Origin of the sequence: Streptomyces sp. MNU89 (assembly GCF_020982505.1) — a bacterium.
GTDB classification, from domain to species: Bacteria; Actinomycetota; Actinomycetes; order Streptomycetales; family Streptomycetaceae; genus Streptomyces; species Streptomyces xinghaiensis.
The window spans coordinates 5,073,985-5,090,780 of sequence record NZ_JAJKLL010000001.1 but is presented as its reverse complement, the minus strand read 5'-3'; the positions used below and the strand labels follow the sequence as shown (position 1 = coordinate 5,090,780).

The window sequence follows — 16,796 nt, the reverse complement described above, 5'->3', positions numbered from 1 at the left end:
GCTTCCCCGCTCCGCCTCCCGTACCGGCACGGTTCCGGTCCCCGGTTCCGCACGGCGCGGCCCGGGCGTGGCGCGGACCGTTCCGGGACCGGCTCCTCGGGCCGGTGCCCCCGTGGTGCAGCGCGCGGGGCTCGCCGCGCCGGTCCGCACGGTGCCCGGCGGCCCGTCCTTCGCGCCCGGTCCGGTGCGGCACGCGCCCGGACGGCACGGGGCCGGGCCCGGCGCCGGAGGGCAGCGTCCCGGTGTGCCGCTCACCGCGGCCGCGGCCGCTCCTCTCGTCCCGCTGCCGATCCAGCGCGCCGCCACCGCCAGTGCTCCGGACCCGTCACCGGCCGGTCCGGAGGCGGGGCAGCGGCAGCCGCCGGGCGTCACCACCGTGCAGCGCGCGCCCGCCGCGGCGGCGCCCCGGGCACCGCGACCGCCGTCACCCGCCAAGGCGGGACCGCAGGGCGGCCGGGGCCCCGGCCAGGGGTTCGCCCCGGAGTCACTGACGAAGGACCAACTCGACCAGCTCGCGGGGCTGCTGCTGGCACCACTGCTGCGGCGGCTCCGCAAGGACAAGGAGAAGAAGGACACGCTGGCCCGTCTGCTCTTCCACCCGACCATGCGGCTGCTGAGGGAGAACGGCCGGCTGGACGAGCTCGCCCGGGTGCTGCTCGGCCCGCTCTCCCGGCTGCTCCGTGCCGAACTCCGCCAGGAACGCGAGCGGATCGGCAGGCTCCGCGACGTGCGCCGCTGACCCCGCACCACAGTCCCGGGCGGCTCCGGCCGCCACGGAACGCCCCACCGCCGGACCAGCCGCAAGCCCGCACGGCACCGACCGCCCCGCACGCACCGCCCCGCACAGCCACCGTCCAGCACAGCACCGCCCGCACCGAAGCCCAGCGCCGCACCGCGACCCCACCGCCCGGTCGCCGGACCGCCGACGAGAGAAACCGGAAGGTCGACCCATGAGCACCGAGGATCCCGGCTCCACCATCTACTTCACGCTGTCCATCGACGGCCAGAGCCTGGGCTCGTTCAACGGGTGCGAAGGGCTCGCCTCCAGCGTGGAGGTGGAACAGCGCCACGAGGGCGGGAACAACGACTTCGTCTGGCAGCTCCCCACCCGGGTCGTGTTCTCGAACATCCGGCTGACCCGCCCCCTCACCCCGGACACGACGCGCGTCGCCGCCTGGATCTCCGAGGTCGCCACCGGTGTCACCCGCCCCACCGCGCAGATCTCCGCCCTCCGCGCGGACGGCTCGCTCGTCGCCCGCTGGGGCCTGGTCGACGTCCTGCCGGTCAGCTGGACCGGCCCGACGCTGGACCCCGAGAACCCGAGCGTGGCCACCGAGGTCCTGGAGATCGCCCACCACGGCTTCACCGACGCCGGAGCGGCGTGATGGCCGGCCGGAAGAACGGCCCGGCCCTCGGCAAGAGCGGTGGGAAGGGCGGCGGCAAGAGCGGGGCCGGCAAGAGCCTCGTCCGGGCCACGCTGCGCGTCCACCAGCCGCCGACCGGGAAGAGCAACTCCCCCGGTGCGCTGATCAAGGAACTGGAGTTCCAGTTCAACCCCTCCGAGCTGTCGCTGAGCCGCCGCTCCACCTGGAAGAGCACCGCGGCGGCGGCTGTCCGCGACGCGCCGCCGCCGGAGTTCATCGGTCCGGAGCCGCGCTCGCTGGACGTGGAGGTGTTCCTCGACCGCTCCGACGACCCGGGCTCGAACGATGTGCAGAAAGCCTGCGAACTGCTGCTCTCCTGCTGCGAGGTGACGGAGGCCAGCATCGCCGCCAAGCGGCCGTCCACGCCCTGGGTGAAGTTCCAGTGGGGCAACTTCTCCACGGTCAGCTTCAACGCCTACGTCAGCTCGGCCGACGTCGAGTACACGCTCTTCAGCGCCACCGGGCTGCCGATGCGCGCCACCTGCCGGCTCCACCTGGAGGAGATCCCCAGCGGCAAGCCGGGCCAGAACCCGACCTCCGGCGCGCTGACCACCCGGCGCGTGCACCGCGTGGTGGCCGGTGACTCGCTCCCCTCGCTGGCCTTCCGCGAGTACGGGGACGCCACCGTCTGGCGCCTCATCGCGGAGGCCAACGGCATCGACGACCCGTCACGCCTGCTGCCCGGCCGGGAGCTGCTGCTCCCGGCGCCCGAGGAGGTGGGTGCGTGACCGGCACCGCGGCGCCCCGCACCGGGGCCCCGGGCAGCGGGCGGGCGCCGTGCGGCCGGTTCCGTAACGGGACGGGACGGTCCGCGGCCCGCACCCGGACTCCCTAGCACGGCGGTACGAGAACACCGCACACCGCAGCGCGAGAACACCGCAGGACGAGAAGGAAACAAAGGTCACCGACGTGCCAGAGGCAACCCGCTCCCATGTGCTGGAAGTCAGCATCAACGGCGCCGTGCTGCGCGGCGACGACGCCCTGCTGCTCATCGAGGGCTGGGTGGACTTCGCCGCCGGGGTGCCGGGCGCCTTCCAGCTGACCTTCCGCGACGAGGACCGCGAGGCGCTGCAGCTCGTCGGTGCCGAGATCGGCGCCCCCGTGGTGCTGACCGCCGTCTCCGGCCCGCAGCGCACCAAGCTGCTCACCGGGGAGATCACCGGGCTGGAGACCGACTACGACGGCCAGGGCAGCTTCAGCATCGTGCGCGGCTACGACGCGGGACACCGGCTGCTGCGGAAGAAGCGGGTGGCCGGCTACCGGGGCATGAGCGCGGCCCTCATCGCGCAGCAGCTGCTCCAGGAGGCCGGGGTGGCGGCCGGGAAGATCGGCCCGACGCCGGGCACCTACCCGTACATCACCCAGGCCGGCGTCTCCGACTGGGACTTCCTCTGCCGGCTCGCGGACGAGAACAACGTGGTCATGTCGGTGGACGCCGAGGGGAAGTTCCAGTTCGCGCCGGCCAAGCGGGCCTCCGGCGCGCCCGCCGCCAGTTCCCCGCTCTCCCCCACCGACAACCCGCTGGAGCTCCGCGGCGGCCAGGAGGTGCAGCGGTGCCGTTCCACGGTCACCGCCTCCGACCAGGTCGCGCGGGTGGAGGTGCGCGGCTGGGACGTCTCGGCCAAGAGCGCCCTCACCGCCAAGTCGCCCGCCGAGGCCGCCAACAAGGGCGCCCTGATCGGCACCACGCCGGGCAGGGCCCTCGCGGGCTTCAAGCCGGCCAAGAAGATCGAACTGGCGCGCACCGACACCCCGTTCGACAACCAGCGGCAGGTGAAGCAGGCCGCGGACGCGCTCGCGGACGATGTCACCGGCGCCTTCGCCGAGGTCGAGGTCTGCGTGCACGGCGAGCCCAAGCTGCGTCCGGGTGTCGCCGTCACGCTGACCGACGTCGGCAAGCCGTTCGAGGGCAAGTACACCGTCACCGGTGCCCGCCACCTCTACGCGGCCGGCTCCGGCTACGAGACCTGGGTGACCGTCACCGGCCGCCAGTGGCGCTCCTTCTACGGCCTGGCGTCCGGCGGCGGCGACGGCTACGGGGGACGGCTGCCGAGCGTCGCCAACGCTCTGGTCACCGATGTGCAGGACCCGCTGCGCCAGGGCCGGGTCAAACTGAAGTTCCCCTGGCTGGACGACAAGTACATCAGCGACTGGACCCGCACCGTGCAGTACGGCGGCACCCAGGGCGGCGGGCTGATCACCCCGAGCGTCAACGACGAGGTGCTGGTGGCGTTCGACCGCGGCGCGCTCGACCATCCGTACGTCATCGGCAGCCTCTACAACGGCCGGGACAAGCCCAGCCGCGGCGACGTGCAGTACTACGACAAGCTGGGCCGGGTCGTCCGCCGCACCCTGGCCGACCGCGCCAACAACCGGCTCGACCTGCTGGACCAGCCGACGATGCGCCGCAAGCGCGGCGTCCGGCTGAGCACCGGCGACGAGAAACTGACGGTCCACCTCGACCGCACGAAGACCGAGATCACCGTGGACAGCAAGGGCGCGGTCTCCATCACCGGGGGCACCGACGTCACCATCAAGGCCGGCCGGTCCCTCAGCATCCAGGCGGGCGGGCCGATCTCGATGCGGAGCGGCGGGGCCATCACCATGACGGCCGCCACCCGCTTCCAGACCACCGCCCCCACCGTCGGTATCACCGGCTCGACGACCGTGAGCATCAAGGGCGCCACCACGGATGTGAAGTCCACGCTGGTGAGCCTCAGCGGCGGGGCGGTGAACGTGGTGTCCGCCGCGGCGCTCAGCCTGCAGGCCACCGCCGCGGTGTCGATCCGGGGCGCCACGATCCCGCTGCTGGGCCTCGTCACCGCCAACGGCAAACCCGTCATCTGACCGCCCGTGTCCGCCACCGCCACCGCCTCCGCGCCCGCCTTCCGCCCGTGCCCGTCCGCCCGCTCCGTCCCTCCGCCCTCCCCGACCCCGTCCGTCCCGTGACCGCTGGAGCCCCGCTCATGCATCCGACCGCACCGACCGCACCGCAGCACCGCACCGGCCCCGGAAGGGCGGCCCGTCATGGCTGAGCAGTTCGTCGGTTCCGGCTGGGCGTTCCCGATGCGCATCGGCCCGTCCGGGGGCATCGCCCTGGTCAGCGGGGAACGCGAGATCGAGGAGGCCATCCGGCTGGTGCTGGCCACCGCACCCGGTGAGCGGCCCATGCGGCCGGAATACGGCTGCGCCATCCACGACCTCGTCTTCGCACCCGTCAACGAGTCGACGGCGGGCCGCATCCAGAGCGAGGTCCGCTCCAGCCTCGACCGCTGGGAGCCGCGCATCGAGGTGGACGAGGTGGAGGTGACGGCGGGCGAACCGGCCGTGCTCTACATCGACGTCCGCTACCGCGTCCGCGGCACCAACAACCCGCGCAGCCTCGTCTTCCCGTTCTATGTGATCCCCTCCCACGACGAGCCGACCTCCGCCTCCGCCGAGGACGGCGGACCGGCCACCGAAAGCGACCGCTGATGGCTCTGCCCTCCCCCAACCTCGACGACCGCCGCTTCCAGCAGTTCGTCGACGACGCCAAGCGCTACATCCAGCAGCGCGCCCCGGAGTGGACCGACCACAACGTGTCCGACCCGGGAGTGACGCTGGTGGAGACGGTCGCGCACATGGCCGACCAGATCGTGTACCGGCTCAACCGGGTGCCGGAGAAGAACTATCTGGCGTTCCTCGACCTGCTCGGCATCACGCTCTTCCCACCCTCCGCCGCCCGCGCCGACATCACCTTCTGGCTCTCCGCGCCACAGCCCCAGCCGGTCCTGCTGCCCGCCGGCACCGAGGTGGCCACCGAGCGCACCGAGACGGAGGAGGCGGTCGTCTTCGCCACCGAGGACGACCTCAACGTGCTGCCCTGCTCGCTGCGGCACGTCGTGGTGCAGCCCGGCGGGGAGACGGCCACCGACCGGACCCATGACGTGGCCGAGGGCAAGGACGTCACCTGCTTCGCGGACGCGCCGCGCGCCGGCGACGCCATGCTGTTCGGGCTCAGCGCCGCCGTGCCGCACTGCGCGGTCGCGCTCGAACTCGGCAGCCGTGTCGACGGTGTCGGCGTCGACCCGCGGCAGCCGCCGCTGGCCTGGGAGGCGTGGACGGCCGACGGCTGGGCGCCCTGCGAGCCGGAGGAGGACACCACCGGCGGCCTCAACCGCCCGGGCGAGGTGATCCTGCACGTCCCCGGCGGGCACATCCTCTCCCGCACCGGCCGGCACGAGGCGGGCTGGCTGCGCTGCCGGGTCACCGAACCCGCCGCCGACCAGCCCTTCTACACCACATCCCCGACCCTGCGGTCCGCCGACGCCTTCACCATCGGCGGCACCACCCGCGCCGTGCACGCCGAAGTGATCACGGACGAGGCGCTCGGCGAGGCCACCGGCCTGCCCGGGCAGCGGCTGCGGCTGGCCCGCCCGCCGGTGGTCGCCGACGACCCGCCGCTGCGTCTCCAGGTCGCCGAGGACGACGGCTGGTCCGACTGGGAGGTCGTGCCGCACCTGGCCGCCTCCGGCCCGGACGACCGGCATGTGACGCTCGACCCGGCCACCGGGGAGATCGCCTTCGGCCCCTCCGTCCGCGAACCCGACGGCACCCTGCGCCAGTACGGTGCCGTGCCGCGCAAGGGCGCCGTCATCCGCGCCCGCCGCTACCGCACCGGCGGGGGCCGGTCCGGCAACGTCGCCCGCGGCACCATCCAGGTGCTGCGCAGCTCGGTGCCGTACGTCACGCGGGTGGAGAACCGCGAGGCGGCGAGCGGCGGCGTGGACGGCGAGACGGTCGAGGAGGCCAAGGTCCGCGCGCCCGTCACCCTGCGCGCCCAGGACCGGGCCGTCACCCTGCGGGACTACGAGCAGCTGGCCCGCCGCGCCGCGCCGGAGACCGCGCGCATCACCTGCCTGGAGGCGGACCCGGAGGAGCACGGGGCGTACGCGGTGCGGGTGCTGGTCGTCCCCGACGCCGTACCCGACCGGGGCGGGCGGCTCCGTTTCGAGCAACTGGTGCCCGCCGACGACCTGCTGGAGCGGATCACCCGCTATCTGGACGAGCGGCGCCTCATCGGCACCCGGCTCGCCGTGGGCCCGCCCTACTACCAGGGCGTCACGGTCGTCTCCACGCTGCACGCCTTCCGGGGCGTCGACCACGACAAGGTGCGGCAGCAGGCGCTGGACGCCCTGTACCGGCATCTGGACCCGCTGATCGGCGGCGCGCACGGCAAGGGATGGCGGTTCGGCCACCCGGTGCAGGCCGGTGAGGTCTTCGCGGTCCTCCAGCGCGTCCCCGGGGTCGAACTCGTGGACGAGGTGCGGCTCTACCCGGCCGACCCGCTGACCGGCAAACGCGGTGACGCCACCGACCGCATCGACCTCGAACGGCCCGCGCTGGTCTTCTCGTTCGACCACCGCGTCCGCGTGATCGGGGGCTGATCGCGGTGCGCGGATCGATCGACGGACTGGGCAGCGCGCAGCCGCTCGGCCTGATGCTGCCGGCGCTCTTCGCCGACGACGAGCTGGCGCAGCGCTTCACGGCCGGCCTGGACGAGGTGCTGGCCCCCTTTCTCAACGTCCTGGACTGCCTGGAGGCGTACTTCGACCCGTCGCTGGCCCCCCTGGACTTCACCACCTGGCTGGGCGGCTGGGTGGGCGCGGAGACGGAGCAGGACACCGCCGCCGGCGCCCCCTCCGGCGGGCCGCCACCGGCGGGCGCACCGGCGCACGGTGCCGGTGCGCCCGCCGGTGCGGACGTGCCCGCGGAGCCCCCGCTCGACGGTCCGGCGGAGGCGCGGCTGCGCGAGGCCGTGGCCGTCGCCGCCACCCTGCACCGGCTGCGCGGCACCCGGCGCGGACTGGCCACGGCGGTCCGGCTGGTGTTCGGCGTGGAGCCCGAGATCACCGAGAGTGGCGCGGCGAGCTGGGAGGAGCGCCCCCTGGGCGCCGTCCCCGGCGAGCGCCGCCCGCGTCTGCACGTGTCGATCCGGCTCCCCGAGCCGGATCCCGGGGCCGAGCCCCGCCTCGACGAACTGGTCGCGGCGGCCCGCCCCGCCCATATGCCCTACACGGTCACGGTGACCGTCGCAGAGAGGACAACCCGAACGTGAACAGGGACAGCCGAACGGAGGACCGCGGCACCGGACGGCCCGACGCCTGCGCGGAGTGCGGTACGCAGGCGGAACCGGGACAGCCCTTCTGCGAGGGATGCGGAGCGGTCCTGGACTGGAGTCCGGCCGGCGGCACGGGCGGTACGGGCCGGAGCGGTACGAGCCGGCCCGGCACGGCCCGCAGCGGTTCCGCGGCGAGCGGCACGGCCGGCGGCGGTACGGAGCGGAGCGGGGCCGCGGGCGGCGGGGCCCGGGACGGCGGAGCCGTGAGCGGCCCGCCGGGCGGAAGTCCGGGCGGGAGTCCGGGCGCGGATTCCGCAGGCCCGTCCGGTGGGAGTCCCGGAGGCGGTGCCGCCCCGCCGGGGCCGTCCGGCCGTACCGGGCAACCGCCCCGCAGCACCTCCACCCCGCCGCGCGGGAAGCGGTCACCGCCGCCGGGGAACGAGCCACGCACCGGAGCCCCGGGAGAGCCGGGGCGGGGGCGGCACGGGGCCCGCGCACCGCACACGGCCGCCGTCGGAGCCGCGTCCGGCGGCACCGGGGACGGAGCCGGGTACCCCGGCGCCGGAGCCGGAGCCGGTGCCGCGCAGGACCCCTCCGACGACGAGCCCACGGTCCGCAACGACGCCGTCCGGGCGGACGCCCCGCCACCCCCGCGTACCCGGCCCAGCCGCCCACCGCGCACCCGGCCCCGGCCGACGCCCCGCACACGGCGGGAGACCCCGCCGCCCGCACCCCGCCCCGCGCACCCCGCCGGCGTACCGCACGGCGGTGACGCGGGTGCCCCGGGCCCGTACCGGGGCGGACAGTCCGGCGTGCCCCGGAGCGCACCACCCGCCGGGCACGCCCCCGCCTCCCCGGCCCGGGACGGCCACCGCGCACCGGAGCCGCCCACCCTCCGCAGCCCGACCGTGCCCGCACCGCGCGGCACCACCGAACGGCCGCCGCGGGAGGACGACGCCGCGGCCCGGGCCCGCGCCCTGGTCGTCCCCGTGGCGGAGCCGGGGCCGCGGGCCCCCGCCGCGCCGGACCCCGTCGCGCCCGTCCTTCCGGGGCGGCCCAACGCCGCCCGCCCGCAGGTGCGCAGGCCCGCCGGCGAGGTGGAGGAGTCCGGCGCCGTATGCCCCTGGTGCTCCACCGGCAACCGGCCCGACCGCCACTTCTGCCGCCGCTGTGCCATGTCCCTGGCGGGCGAGCCCGACGGCCCGGCCGGCCGCCGCCCCTGGTGGCGACGGCTGTTCGCCGGACGGAACGAGGTGCGGTGGGCCGGTGAGCGGCCGCGCCTGCGCCGGGGGCTGGCCTGGCTGCTGCCCCTGATCGGCTGGGGCCTCGTGGCGGCGCTCGTGATCACGGCGGTCTTCATGGCACCGGCCGCGATCCAGGCGGTGAAGGACCACTTCGCCAAGCGGGCGCCCGTCTCCCCGGACACCTACGCCGCCTCCCGCTCCTACGCCGACAACGGCCCGGAACTGGCGTTCGACAAGTTCTCCAACACCTTCTGGGGCCCGGGCATCACCGGCGACGGCGCGGGCGAGTGGATCGAGGCGCGCTTCGCCCAGCCCGTCGACACGCTGGACGTGCTGGTCACCCCCGGGGTCTCGGCGCGTTCGAACGAACTGGCCAAGAGCGCCCGGCCGAGCCGTCTGGAGGCGCTGATCACCACTGCGGACGGCAAGAAGGAGACCCGGACGCTCACCCTGGACCAGGGCACCCGGCAGCAGCGTCCGCTCCGGGCCCGGGACGTGATCTCCGTGCGGTTCACGGTGGTGTCCTCGTTCGGGGCCGGGGCCGACAAGCAGGTGGCGATCGCCGAGATCGAGTTCTTCGGCCCCTCGGGGTCGTACTCCCGCCGCTGAGCGGAGCCCGGCGGGACGGGCCGGTCAGCCGGCCGGTCAGCCGCCCCGGCCGCCCGCCGGGCCGTCCCGCCGGCCCCGCCCGCCCGGAATTCACCCGGGCGGCGGGAACCGTCTCCGTCCCGCACCCGTTGCACAGACGGGCAAAGAAATCGTCAAGGGCGCGGCCCGCGCCGGATTGAGCAGGGGATTCCATGGGTGTCAGCCTCTCCAAGGGCGGCAATGTCTCACTGAGCAAGGAGGCACCGGGTCTGACCGCGGTCACCGTCGGGCTGGGCTGGGACGTCCGTACGACCACGGGAACGGACTTCGACCTGGACGCGAGCGCGCTGCTCGTCGACAGCGCCGGCAAGGTCCTCTCGGACCAGCACTTCGTCTTCTTCAACAACCTCAAGAGCCCCGAGGGCGCCGTCGAGCACACCGGCGACAACCTCACGGGCGAGGGCGAGGGCGACGACGAGCAGATCAAGGTCTCGCTGACCACGGTCCCGGCTCAGGTCGACAAAATCGTCTTCCCGGTCTCCATCCACGAGGCCGAGACCCGCCAGCAGAGCTTCGGCCAGGTGCGGAACGCCTTCATCCGCGTGGTGAACCAGGCCGACAACAACGAGCTGGCCCGCTACGACCTCAGCGAGGACGCCTCGACGGAGACCGCCATGGTCTTCGGCGAGCTGTACCGGCACGGCTCGGACTGGAAGTTCCGCGCCGTCGGCCAGGGCTACGCCTCCGGCCTGCGCGGCATCGCCCAGGACTTCGGCGTCAACGTCTGAGCACGGGCGCACCGCCGCGCCGCCGGCCCGCGCACGGGCCGCACCGCGCCAGTCCGCCGCAGGGGCGGGCCGGGTTCCCTCCCGGCCCGCCCCTGCCGCGCGCCGGAACCACGCGCCCCGGCACCGGGGGTCCGGCGCGGGGGTGCCCGGGGCGCGGTCCCGGTGTCAGTCCGGGGCTCCGCCACTCAGGCCCACGACGAGTGTGACGACCGCGCCGACCGCGCCCCCCGCGATGTCCATGCGGTCCGTCAGCTGCCGGGAGAGCCACAGGCCCCGGCCGCTCTCGCCGCTGAGTTCGCCGGGGGCTTCCGCCGGGACGAGGTCCGCGGTGAAGCCGGGGCCGTCGTCGGCCACCCGGCAGTGGAGCGCGCCGCCGGCGTGTTCCAGGACGAGCTGCCCCGTCCCGCCGCCGTGTTCGACGGCGTTGCAGGCGACCTCGTGGACGGCGAGGACGAAGTCGCTGCGCCGCGGCTCCGCCAGGCCCGCCTCCGCGGCGCATTCGCCGACGCGGAGCCGGAGTCCGGGGATGTCCTCCGCGCCGAAGGAGAGCTCCAGCAGCGGTTTCCGCGGGGTGCGGGGTTCACGTGGTGGTCCGCCCGTCTGCACGCTCATGGCCTCGCCACCTCGACCTCCAACGACCCCGGCCACCGCTCTCCCGCGCCGGCCGGCGAGTCCGGAAAGGGTGCGGACGCCGGACCGGGGGCGATGACGCCCCTCGGCCTCCGCGGCCGGGGCGGGCACGGCCGCCCCGTGTCCGCGGCGTTCGGCACGGGCTCCTGACTTTCAGTGCCGACAGACACTACTCGCAGTCATCAATCGACACCATGTGTAACCGTAATTGCTTCGCTGCCCACTGCTCTTGACCGGATGCACCGGTAAGCCGACCGAAAGCGTCGTTGTAGTGTCCGCAACCGTGCCATCGCGGAGATGATCAGCCGCGTATATCGCTATCACACGGGGAGAACTCGCCCATGAGCATCGTCAGTTGGATCGTCCTCGGCCTGATCGCGGGAGTGGTGGCCAAGGTTCTGCTGCCCGGACGCGACCCGGGCGGCCTCCTCGGCACCACCCTGATCGGCATCGCGGGGGCCTTCATCGGCGGCTGGCTGTCCTCCGAGTACCTGGACCGGCCGATCGACAAGGACTTCTACGACCCGGCCCTGTGGGTGGCGGCCGTCGCCGGCTCGCTGGTCCTGCTGATCGCCTACCGCATCCTCTTCGGCCACTCCCGAGACCGCCGCTGAGGGCAGCGCGGGTACGGAGGACACCCCCGGTACGGCGGGCCCCGCCGCCGGGGCCCTTCCCGCGCGGGCACTCCGGGTGATGGCCGCCTCGACGGCCGCCACCCGGTCCGCGAGCAGCCCCAGGGCGCCCACCGCCCGCGCCAGCGGGTCCTGTCCGGCGCCGCCCAGCGCCCGATCCCTGAGGTGGCCGTCCGCGATCTCCCGGCGGCGGGCCTCCTGTTCCGGGGTGAGCCGGCCGCGCAGTTCCGCCAGCTTCAGCAGGTTGAACTCCGCCTCGCCGTGCAGGGTCTGCGCCTCGGCCGCGTAGTGGTCGTCGAGCAGCGACTCCAGCTCCGCGTCGTTCATCACGGGGACGATCCGCTCCGCCAGCTTGTTCATGTCGCGGTAGGAGCCCTGGAGCCGGAACGGGGGTTCGGTGCGGGAGGCGTCGGACCGCGCCGCCGAGGCGATGTACGCGGCGTTGACGGCCAGGACGGTGCGGCGCGCCGCGAGCAGCAGCCGCAGCACGGCCGTGATCCGCTCCAGCTCGGCGGGCGGGTACGGGTGTGCGAGCCGGTCGGGGCGTGCGCTCCCGTCCCCGCCGGCCATCCGTACGAGCAGTTCGAGGTCCGCCCGGTCGCGGCCGGCGAGCGGGGCGAGCACCGGGTTGGCGGTCAGCGCGTTCTCCACGAAGCTGAGCGCGAAGACGTCCTCCCGGCCGGAGAGCACGTCGCCGAGGTTCCAGACGTCGGCGCGGTTCGCCAGCATGTCCGGCACCCGGAAGCGCTGCCCGGACTCGGTGTACGGGTTGCCGGCCATGCAGACCGCGAAGCGCTTGCCGCGCAGGTCGTAGCGGCGCGGACGGCCCCCGTGCACCCCGTCGATCCGGCGCTGGGCGTCGCACAGCGGGATGAACTTCTGCAGCAGCTCGGGCGAGGTGTGCTGGATGTCGTCCAGGTACAGCAGGACGTTGTTGCCCGCCGCCAGCGCGAAGTTGATCTTCTCGACCTCCTGCCGCGCGGTCGCGTCGGGGGCCCGCTCCGGGTCGAGGGAGGTGACGGAGCGGCCGAGGGCAGGGCCGTCGATCTTGACGAACATCAGCCCGAGCCGGTCGGCGACGTACTCCATCAGCGTCGTCTTGCCGTAGCCGGGAGGCGAGAGCAGGAGCAGCAGACCGCTGCTGTCGGTGCGCTTGGCGTCTCCGGCCGCGCCGATCTGCCCGGCCAGGTTGTCGCCGATGAGCGGCAGGTACACCTCGTCGATCAGCCTGCTGCGGACGAAGCCGGTCAGCGGCCGCGGCCGGAACTCGTCCAGCCGCAGCCGGGCCCGCTCGCGTGCCACCAGAGCGGTCCGCCGCCGCTGGTAGGCGCGGAAGCCCGGCACCCGCTCCTCGCGGAACCTCCGCGTCCGCTCCAGGAACTCGTCCAGCCGCAGCCTCAGCGAGCCGCCGGTGACGCGCGGGTGGTCCCCCAGCAGCCCCTCGACGGTGACCTCCGTGGCGGCGTCGCGGGGGTAGCGGGGCAGGTCCGGGCAGAGCTCCGCGGCGACCGCCTCGGCGAGGTCGCCGTCCGCCGCGCCGCCGGAGGCGCGGGCGTACGAGCCCAGCCAGGCCGCGGCGAGCTGGCGGCGGGCCGGCAGATCGCCGTCGAGCGCCGCCAGGTCCTCGGTGCAGCCCCGTCCGGCCTCCGAGTCCCGGAACGCGGCGGTCAGCCGCCGGGCGCCCGGTCCGGTGACGAACCCGTCCGGCTGCGCGGCCAGTTCCTCGAACAGGTACGCGGCGGCGCTCCGGTGGTGGCCGGCCTCCCGGCCGCCGGGCGGCGCATGGCCCGTCTCCGCGCCCGCGCCCGTCTCCATGTCCGCGCCCGCGCCCGCGTCCGCCCCGGCGCCGCTCTCCGCCGCGAACGCGGCCATGGCGGCGGCCAGTTCGGCCACCAGTTCGCCGATCTCCGGCGCGCCTCCGAACACCGCCCGGGCGCGCGCCAGGGACGCGGCCCGCCGCGCCCAGGCCGTACGGGCCCGCGGTGTCGTGCCGTGCGCCCAGAACAGCTGGGCCACCGCGCGCACCTCACCGCCGTGGCACAGCAGCCCGGCGTCATCGCGCAGCCGCAGCAGGGCGGCCAGCAGCAGGGCCGCGTCGTGGTCGTGGACCCCACGCTCGTGCCCCTCGTCGTACGCGGCGTGGGCCGCCTCGCGCACCAGTGTGAGCAGCCCGCCCTCCTCCCCGGCCGCCTTCCGCAGCCGGTCCTCGTCCTCCGTGTGCAGGACGGTGGCGGCGAGGTGCTCCGCGCGGTAGACCTCCGGGGTCTCGGACGGCAGCGACTGGCCCCAGTACGGCCGGGTGGCCGCGAACTCCGGGTCGGTGACCGGTTCCCGGTAGTCCGTGCCGGTGAGGACGAGGGACATCCCCTCGCCCGACGGCAGCAGGGCGAGCCCGGCGGGCCGGGTGGTGACGGCGAAACGGTGCCGGCCGAGCCGGATGGTGCCGCCGCCGTCGCCGTACAGGTCGGCACGGTCGCGCTGGGCGCGGGCGGCCTCCTCGCGGGCGGCCTTGAGACGGCCCCGGAGCTCCTCCGCCCGTACGGTGTCGCCGAGCCCGTCCAGTTCCTCCGCGGTGGCGCGCACCTTGGCGGCCATGGGGTCGGTGGCGAAGAAGGTGTGGACGGCGCCGGGGCCGTCCAGGGCGGCGGCGCGGCGGCGCACCGTGTCCAGGATCCGGCCCGCGGAGTCCGCCAGCCGTCCGGCGTGCCGGGCGCGGGCGTCCCGCAGGCTCTGGGCGCGGCCGGCGAACGCCTCCTCCACCTCGGCCCGCTTGGCGTCCAGTTCGGCGGTGAAGTCCTCGAACGCGGCGAACCGCGCCTGCGCCTGCTCGATCCGCAGCAGCAGTCCGGCCAGCTGCTCCTCGCAGCTCTCCGGGGTGGAGGCGGCGGCCAGCGCGGCGGTGGCGGCCTGGCCGAGGAGCGCGAACTCGGCGGTGCAGGCGGCCCGGCCCTCGTGGTCCAGCAGTTCGCGGCGGCGGGCGGCGAGCACGGCCCGGGCGCGGTTGACCCCGCCGAGCGTCTCGGCGATCCGCTCCAGGATGGCGGTGCGCACGGTGGCGTCGGCGATGTCCAGGCCGCCGACGACCTCGGTGACGGTGCGCAGGTCCGCCGCGAGCGCGTCCAGCCGCCCGCCGAGCGGCTCGGCCTCGGCGACCGTCCGGGCCCGGCCGGCGGCGTCCGCCAGCTCGCCGATCTCGTCGCGCTGCCCGGTGAAGGCGTCCTCGCGGCCGAGGAAGGCGACGGCCCGCTGCCCGGCGAACTCCAGTTCGTGCTCCAGCCCGGCGGCGAGCTCCGTGATCTTCTCCCCGTCCGCGTACCGCAGTTCGCGCACGCTTTCGAGCCGGCCGCGGCAGTGGCGGAGTTCCGTCAGCCGGGCGATCCACTCACCGGCGCCGGCCGGGGACTCGCCGCGCACCCGGCGCACCACGGAGGCGGTGTGCTCCGCCGCCGCCTCCAGCGCCTCGGCGGCCCGCCGCTGGAGCGCGGTGACGGCCTCGAACTCGTCCAGCGCCCGGCGGGCAGTGTCCCGCAGCGCGGCCAGCGGCTCGTGCAGGCCGCCGCAGTCCCCGGCGGCCAGCCAGTGGTACCGGTCGGCGACCCGCTCACAGGACTCCGCCAGAGTGCGGTACACGGCCGCGGCCGGAGGGGTGTCCTCCACGGCACGCACCACGCCCAGGCAGGCGGAGATGCCGCCCACCAGGTCGGCGTTGCCGATCCGGGCCAGCGGACCGCCCGCGGCCGGCGGGTGCGCCGCCGCGTGGGTGTCGGAGGTGTACGGGGTGTGCCAGAGCTGCACCGGGTGCACCCGGGCGGGCTCCTCTTCCTCCCGCTCGCGCAGCACGACGAGGGTGCCGTCGTCGAACAGGGCGTGGCCGCGGCAGGCCAGCGGAGGGGCGACCTCCTTGCGGATGACGTTGTACGACAGCAGCAGCGCGCGGCCCCGCGCCCGGTCCCGGAACGCGTACAGCACGTCCTCCCCGTTCGGGGAGCGCACGGTGCGTTCGAAGGCCAGACCGGCGGTGTCCGCGGCGTCGAACGTCTTCACGGTGCCGGTGGCCAGGCAGTAACCGCCGGGGAAGACGATGCCCTCGTCGCCGGGGAGGCGGCGGCAGGCGTCGCCGATGCCGTCGAGGCGCACCGCGTGCTCCGTGGTGCTGTTGACGACGTAGTACCGGTCGGTCTCCTCCTTGTACGGGCGGACGCGCAGCAGCACCAGCGGGCCGACCCGGGCGTGCGCGACGTCCGCGTCGGCGAGCGACTGCAGCGGCTCGTCGACGGGCTCGCTCAGGATGCCCTCGGCGGTCTCCGTGTCGTCCGCGGTCTTCAGCACCAGGGCGCCGCCGACGCACGACACGTACAGCCCGCCGACGGTGCGGACGTGCGGGTGGCGGCCGGGGACGTGATCCTCACGGGTGGCCTCGGTCCAGGTGACGTCGTGCGCGGGCTCGGCGGTGTCGTCGCGGTCGCCGCGCCCGTCGAGGAACTCCGCCGTGCCGTCGCCCGCCAGCCGCCAGCGCAGCACCCGGGTGTCGGTGGGGCCGGTGTGGAAGACGGCGAGGAGTTTCTCCCCGGTCCGGCGCAGCCGCAGCAGTTCGGCGTCGCGGTAGTAGCGGCGCAGCTCGGCGAACTCCCGTACGAAGCCGGGGTCGTCCAGTACCGGATCCGCGTCCCGCTCGGCGAGGGTGAAGCCGCTGCCGTGGCCGCCGCCGTCATCGCCGTCGCTCTCGCCGCCGTCGCCGTTCCGTCCGAGTCCGTACGCCGTGAGGACGGCGCCGTCGGCGGCGGTGTTGGTGCCCACCAGCAGCCGCCCGCCGACCGCGACGAGGTCCCGGACCACCCCGGGCCGCGCGGTGCGGACCGTCCCGGTGCCGAGGAGCCGCAGCCCGCCGGTGCCGAAGACGGCCGCGCGCCGCTCGTTGAGCGCCTCGGCACGCCGCGCCAGCTCGCGGGCCTGCGCCCCGAGCCGGGCGCGCAGCACCTCGTGGGTGCCGGCGTCGACCGCTTCCGTCCCGCCGACTCCGCCGTCCAAGCCGTCCAAGCCGTCCGCGCCGTCCGCGCCGGTCCGCCGCCGCTCCTGCTCCGTGCCCACATCGACCTCTCAGCCCGTTCCGCCCGCCGGTCCGTTCCCGGCCGGGTCCCGCTTCCCGTCACGGCGTGGCCGTGCACGCCGTCTTCCGGGTCTCCCGCACACCCGTGCGGGGATTCCGCTGTGAAAGCCCCGGCCCGCGCCGGGACTCCGGCCGGTTCCGCCGGGGCCGGCCCTCCACGGCCGCCTCACCGTGACGGGCCGCCGTGACGGCCCGGGGCCCGTCACCGGCAGGTGAGCGGGCGGGACACACCCCGTGTCCCGCCCGCCCCGTTCCCGGGCGGCCTCCGGCAGCCCGGTGCCGG

The 16,796-nt window shown here is 75.2% G+C and carries 11 protein-coding genes and 1 pseudogene; 10 read left to right on the top strand and 2 right to left on the bottom strand.

Annotated features, from left to right (window positions below; translation table 11 throughout):
- Positions 1 to 244 precede the first annotated feature (244 nt).
- From E4N63_RS21760 to E4N63_RS21720, 9 genes are all read left to right on the top strand, one after another.
- Positions 245 to 739, top strand: a complete 495-nt coding sequence (locus tag E4N63_RS21760; RefSeq protein ID WP_230241510.1) for a hypothetical protein — start codon at positions 245 to 247, stop codon at positions 737 to 739.
- A gap of 211 nt (positions 740 to 950) precedes the next feature.
- Entirely contained in the window at positions 951 to 1,385 is a 435-nt protein-coding gene (locus tag E4N63_RS21755) for a phage tail protein (protein WP_019711338.1), read from the top strand.
- A complete protein-coding gene (locus E4N63_RS21750; RefSeq protein ID WP_125625114.1) occupies positions 1,385 to 2,152 on the top strand; it encodes a LysM peptidoglycan-binding domain-containing protein in 768 nt (255 codons plus the stop codon). The genes E4N63_RS21755 and E4N63_RS21750 overlap by 1 nt, the downstream gene beginning before the upstream one ends.
- A 181-nt stretch (positions 2,153 to 2,333) precedes the next feature.
- The gene (locus tag E4N63_RS21745) at positions 2,334 to 4,271 is read left to right on the top strand and encodes a VgrG-related protein (RefSeq protein WP_230241509.1); all 1,938 of its coding nucleotides are present in this window, start codon (positions 2,334 to 2,336) and stop codon (positions 4,269 to 4,271) included.
- Positions 4,272 to 4,451: 180 nt separating this feature from the next.
- Positions 4,452 to 4,898 carry a GPW/gp25 family protein gene (locus E4N63_RS21740; protein WP_019711342.1) on the top strand — a complete coding sequence of 149 codons (447 nt, stop codon included), beginning with the start codon at positions 4,452 to 4,454 and terminating at the stop codon, positions 4,896 to 4,898.
- Positions 4,898 to 6,850 carry a putative baseplate assembly protein gene (locus E4N63_RS21735; RefSeq protein ID WP_125625110.1) on the top strand — a complete coding sequence of 651 codons (1,953 nt, stop codon included), beginning with the start codon at positions 4,898 to 4,900 and terminating at the stop codon, positions 6,848 to 6,850. The genes E4N63_RS21740 and E4N63_RS21735 overlap by 1 nt, the downstream gene beginning before the upstream one ends.
- A gap of 5 nt (positions 6,851 to 6,855) precedes the next feature.
- Positions 6,856 to 7,521 carry a phage tail protein gene (locus E4N63_RS21730; protein WP_125625108.1) on the top strand — a complete coding sequence of 222 codons (666 nt, stop codon included), beginning with the start codon at positions 6,856 to 6,858 and terminating at the stop codon, positions 7,519 to 7,521.
- 911 nt (positions 7,522 to 8,432) lie between these two features.
- Positions 8,433 to 9,377 carry a zinc ribbon domain-containing protein gene (locus tag E4N63_RS21725; protein ID WP_125625509.1) on the top strand — a complete coding sequence of 315 codons (945 nt, stop codon included), beginning with the start codon at positions 8,433 to 8,435 and terminating at the stop codon, positions 9,375 to 9,377.
- A gap of 191 nt (positions 9,378 to 9,568) precedes the next feature.
- Positions 9,569 to 10,144: a TerD family protein gene (locus tag E4N63_RS21720; protein WP_019706684.1), complete on the top strand. Its 576-nt coding sequence runs from the start codon at positions 9,569 to 9,571 to the stop codon at positions 10,142 to 10,144.
- A 165-nt stretch (positions 10,145 to 10,309) separates the two neighbouring features.
- Here the strand turns inward: E4N63_RS21720 and E4N63_RS21715 are convergent, their stop codons facing one another.
- Positions 10,310 to 10,756, bottom strand: coding sequence for an ATP-binding protein (locus E4N63_RS21715; RefSeq protein ID WP_125625508.1), 447 nt, complete (start codon positions 10,754 to 10,756; stop codon positions 10,310 to 10,312).
- A 359-nt stretch (positions 10,757 to 11,115) separates the two neighbouring features.
- On the opposite strand from E4N63_RS21715, the gene E4N63_RS21710 reads away from it, so the two are divergent.
- Entirely contained in the window at positions 11,116 to 11,388 is a 273-nt protein-coding gene (locus E4N63_RS21710; protein WP_095758124.1) for a GlsB/YeaQ/YmgE family stress response membrane protein, read from the top strand.
- A gap of 39 nt (positions 11,389 to 11,427) precedes the next feature.
- Here E4N63_RS21710 and E4N63_RS21705 read toward each other — a convergent pair.
- A pseudogene (locus tag E4N63_RS21705) lies at positions 11,428 to 16,443 on the bottom strand (DNA repair ATPase); the annotation flags it as partial.
- Positions 16,444 to 16,796 lie beyond the last annotated feature (353 nt).

Bases quoted from the DNA above. Each gene is read 5' to 3' on its own strand.
- E4N63_RS21755 (WP_019711338.1), top strand. From the start codon at position 951: ATGAGCACCGAGGATCCCGGCTCCACCATCTACTTCACGCTGTCCATC.
- E4N63_RS21750 (WP_125625114.1), top strand. From the start codon at position 1,385: ATGGCCGGCCGGAAGAACGGCCCGGCCCTCGGCAAGAGCGGTGGGAAG.
- E4N63_RS21740 (WP_019711342.1), top strand. From the start codon at position 4,452: ATGGCTGAGCAGTTCGTCGGTTCCGGCTGGGCGTTCCCGATGCGCATC.
- E4N63_RS21735 (WP_125625110.1), top strand. From the start codon at position 4,898: ATGGCTCTGCCCTCCCCCAACCTCGACGACCGCCGCTTCCAGCAGTTC.
- E4N63_RS21720 (WP_019706684.1), top strand. From the start codon at position 9,569: ATGGGTGTCAGCCTCTCCAAGGGCGGCAATGTCTCACTGAGCAAGGAG.
- E4N63_RS21715 (WP_125625508.1), bottom strand. From the start codon at position 10,756: ATGAGCGTGCAGACGGGCGGACCACCACGTGAACCCCGCACCCCGCGG.
- E4N63_RS21710 (WP_095758124.1), top strand. From the start codon at position 11,116: ATGAGCATCGTCAGTTGGATCGTCCTCGGCCTGATCGCGGGAGTGGTG.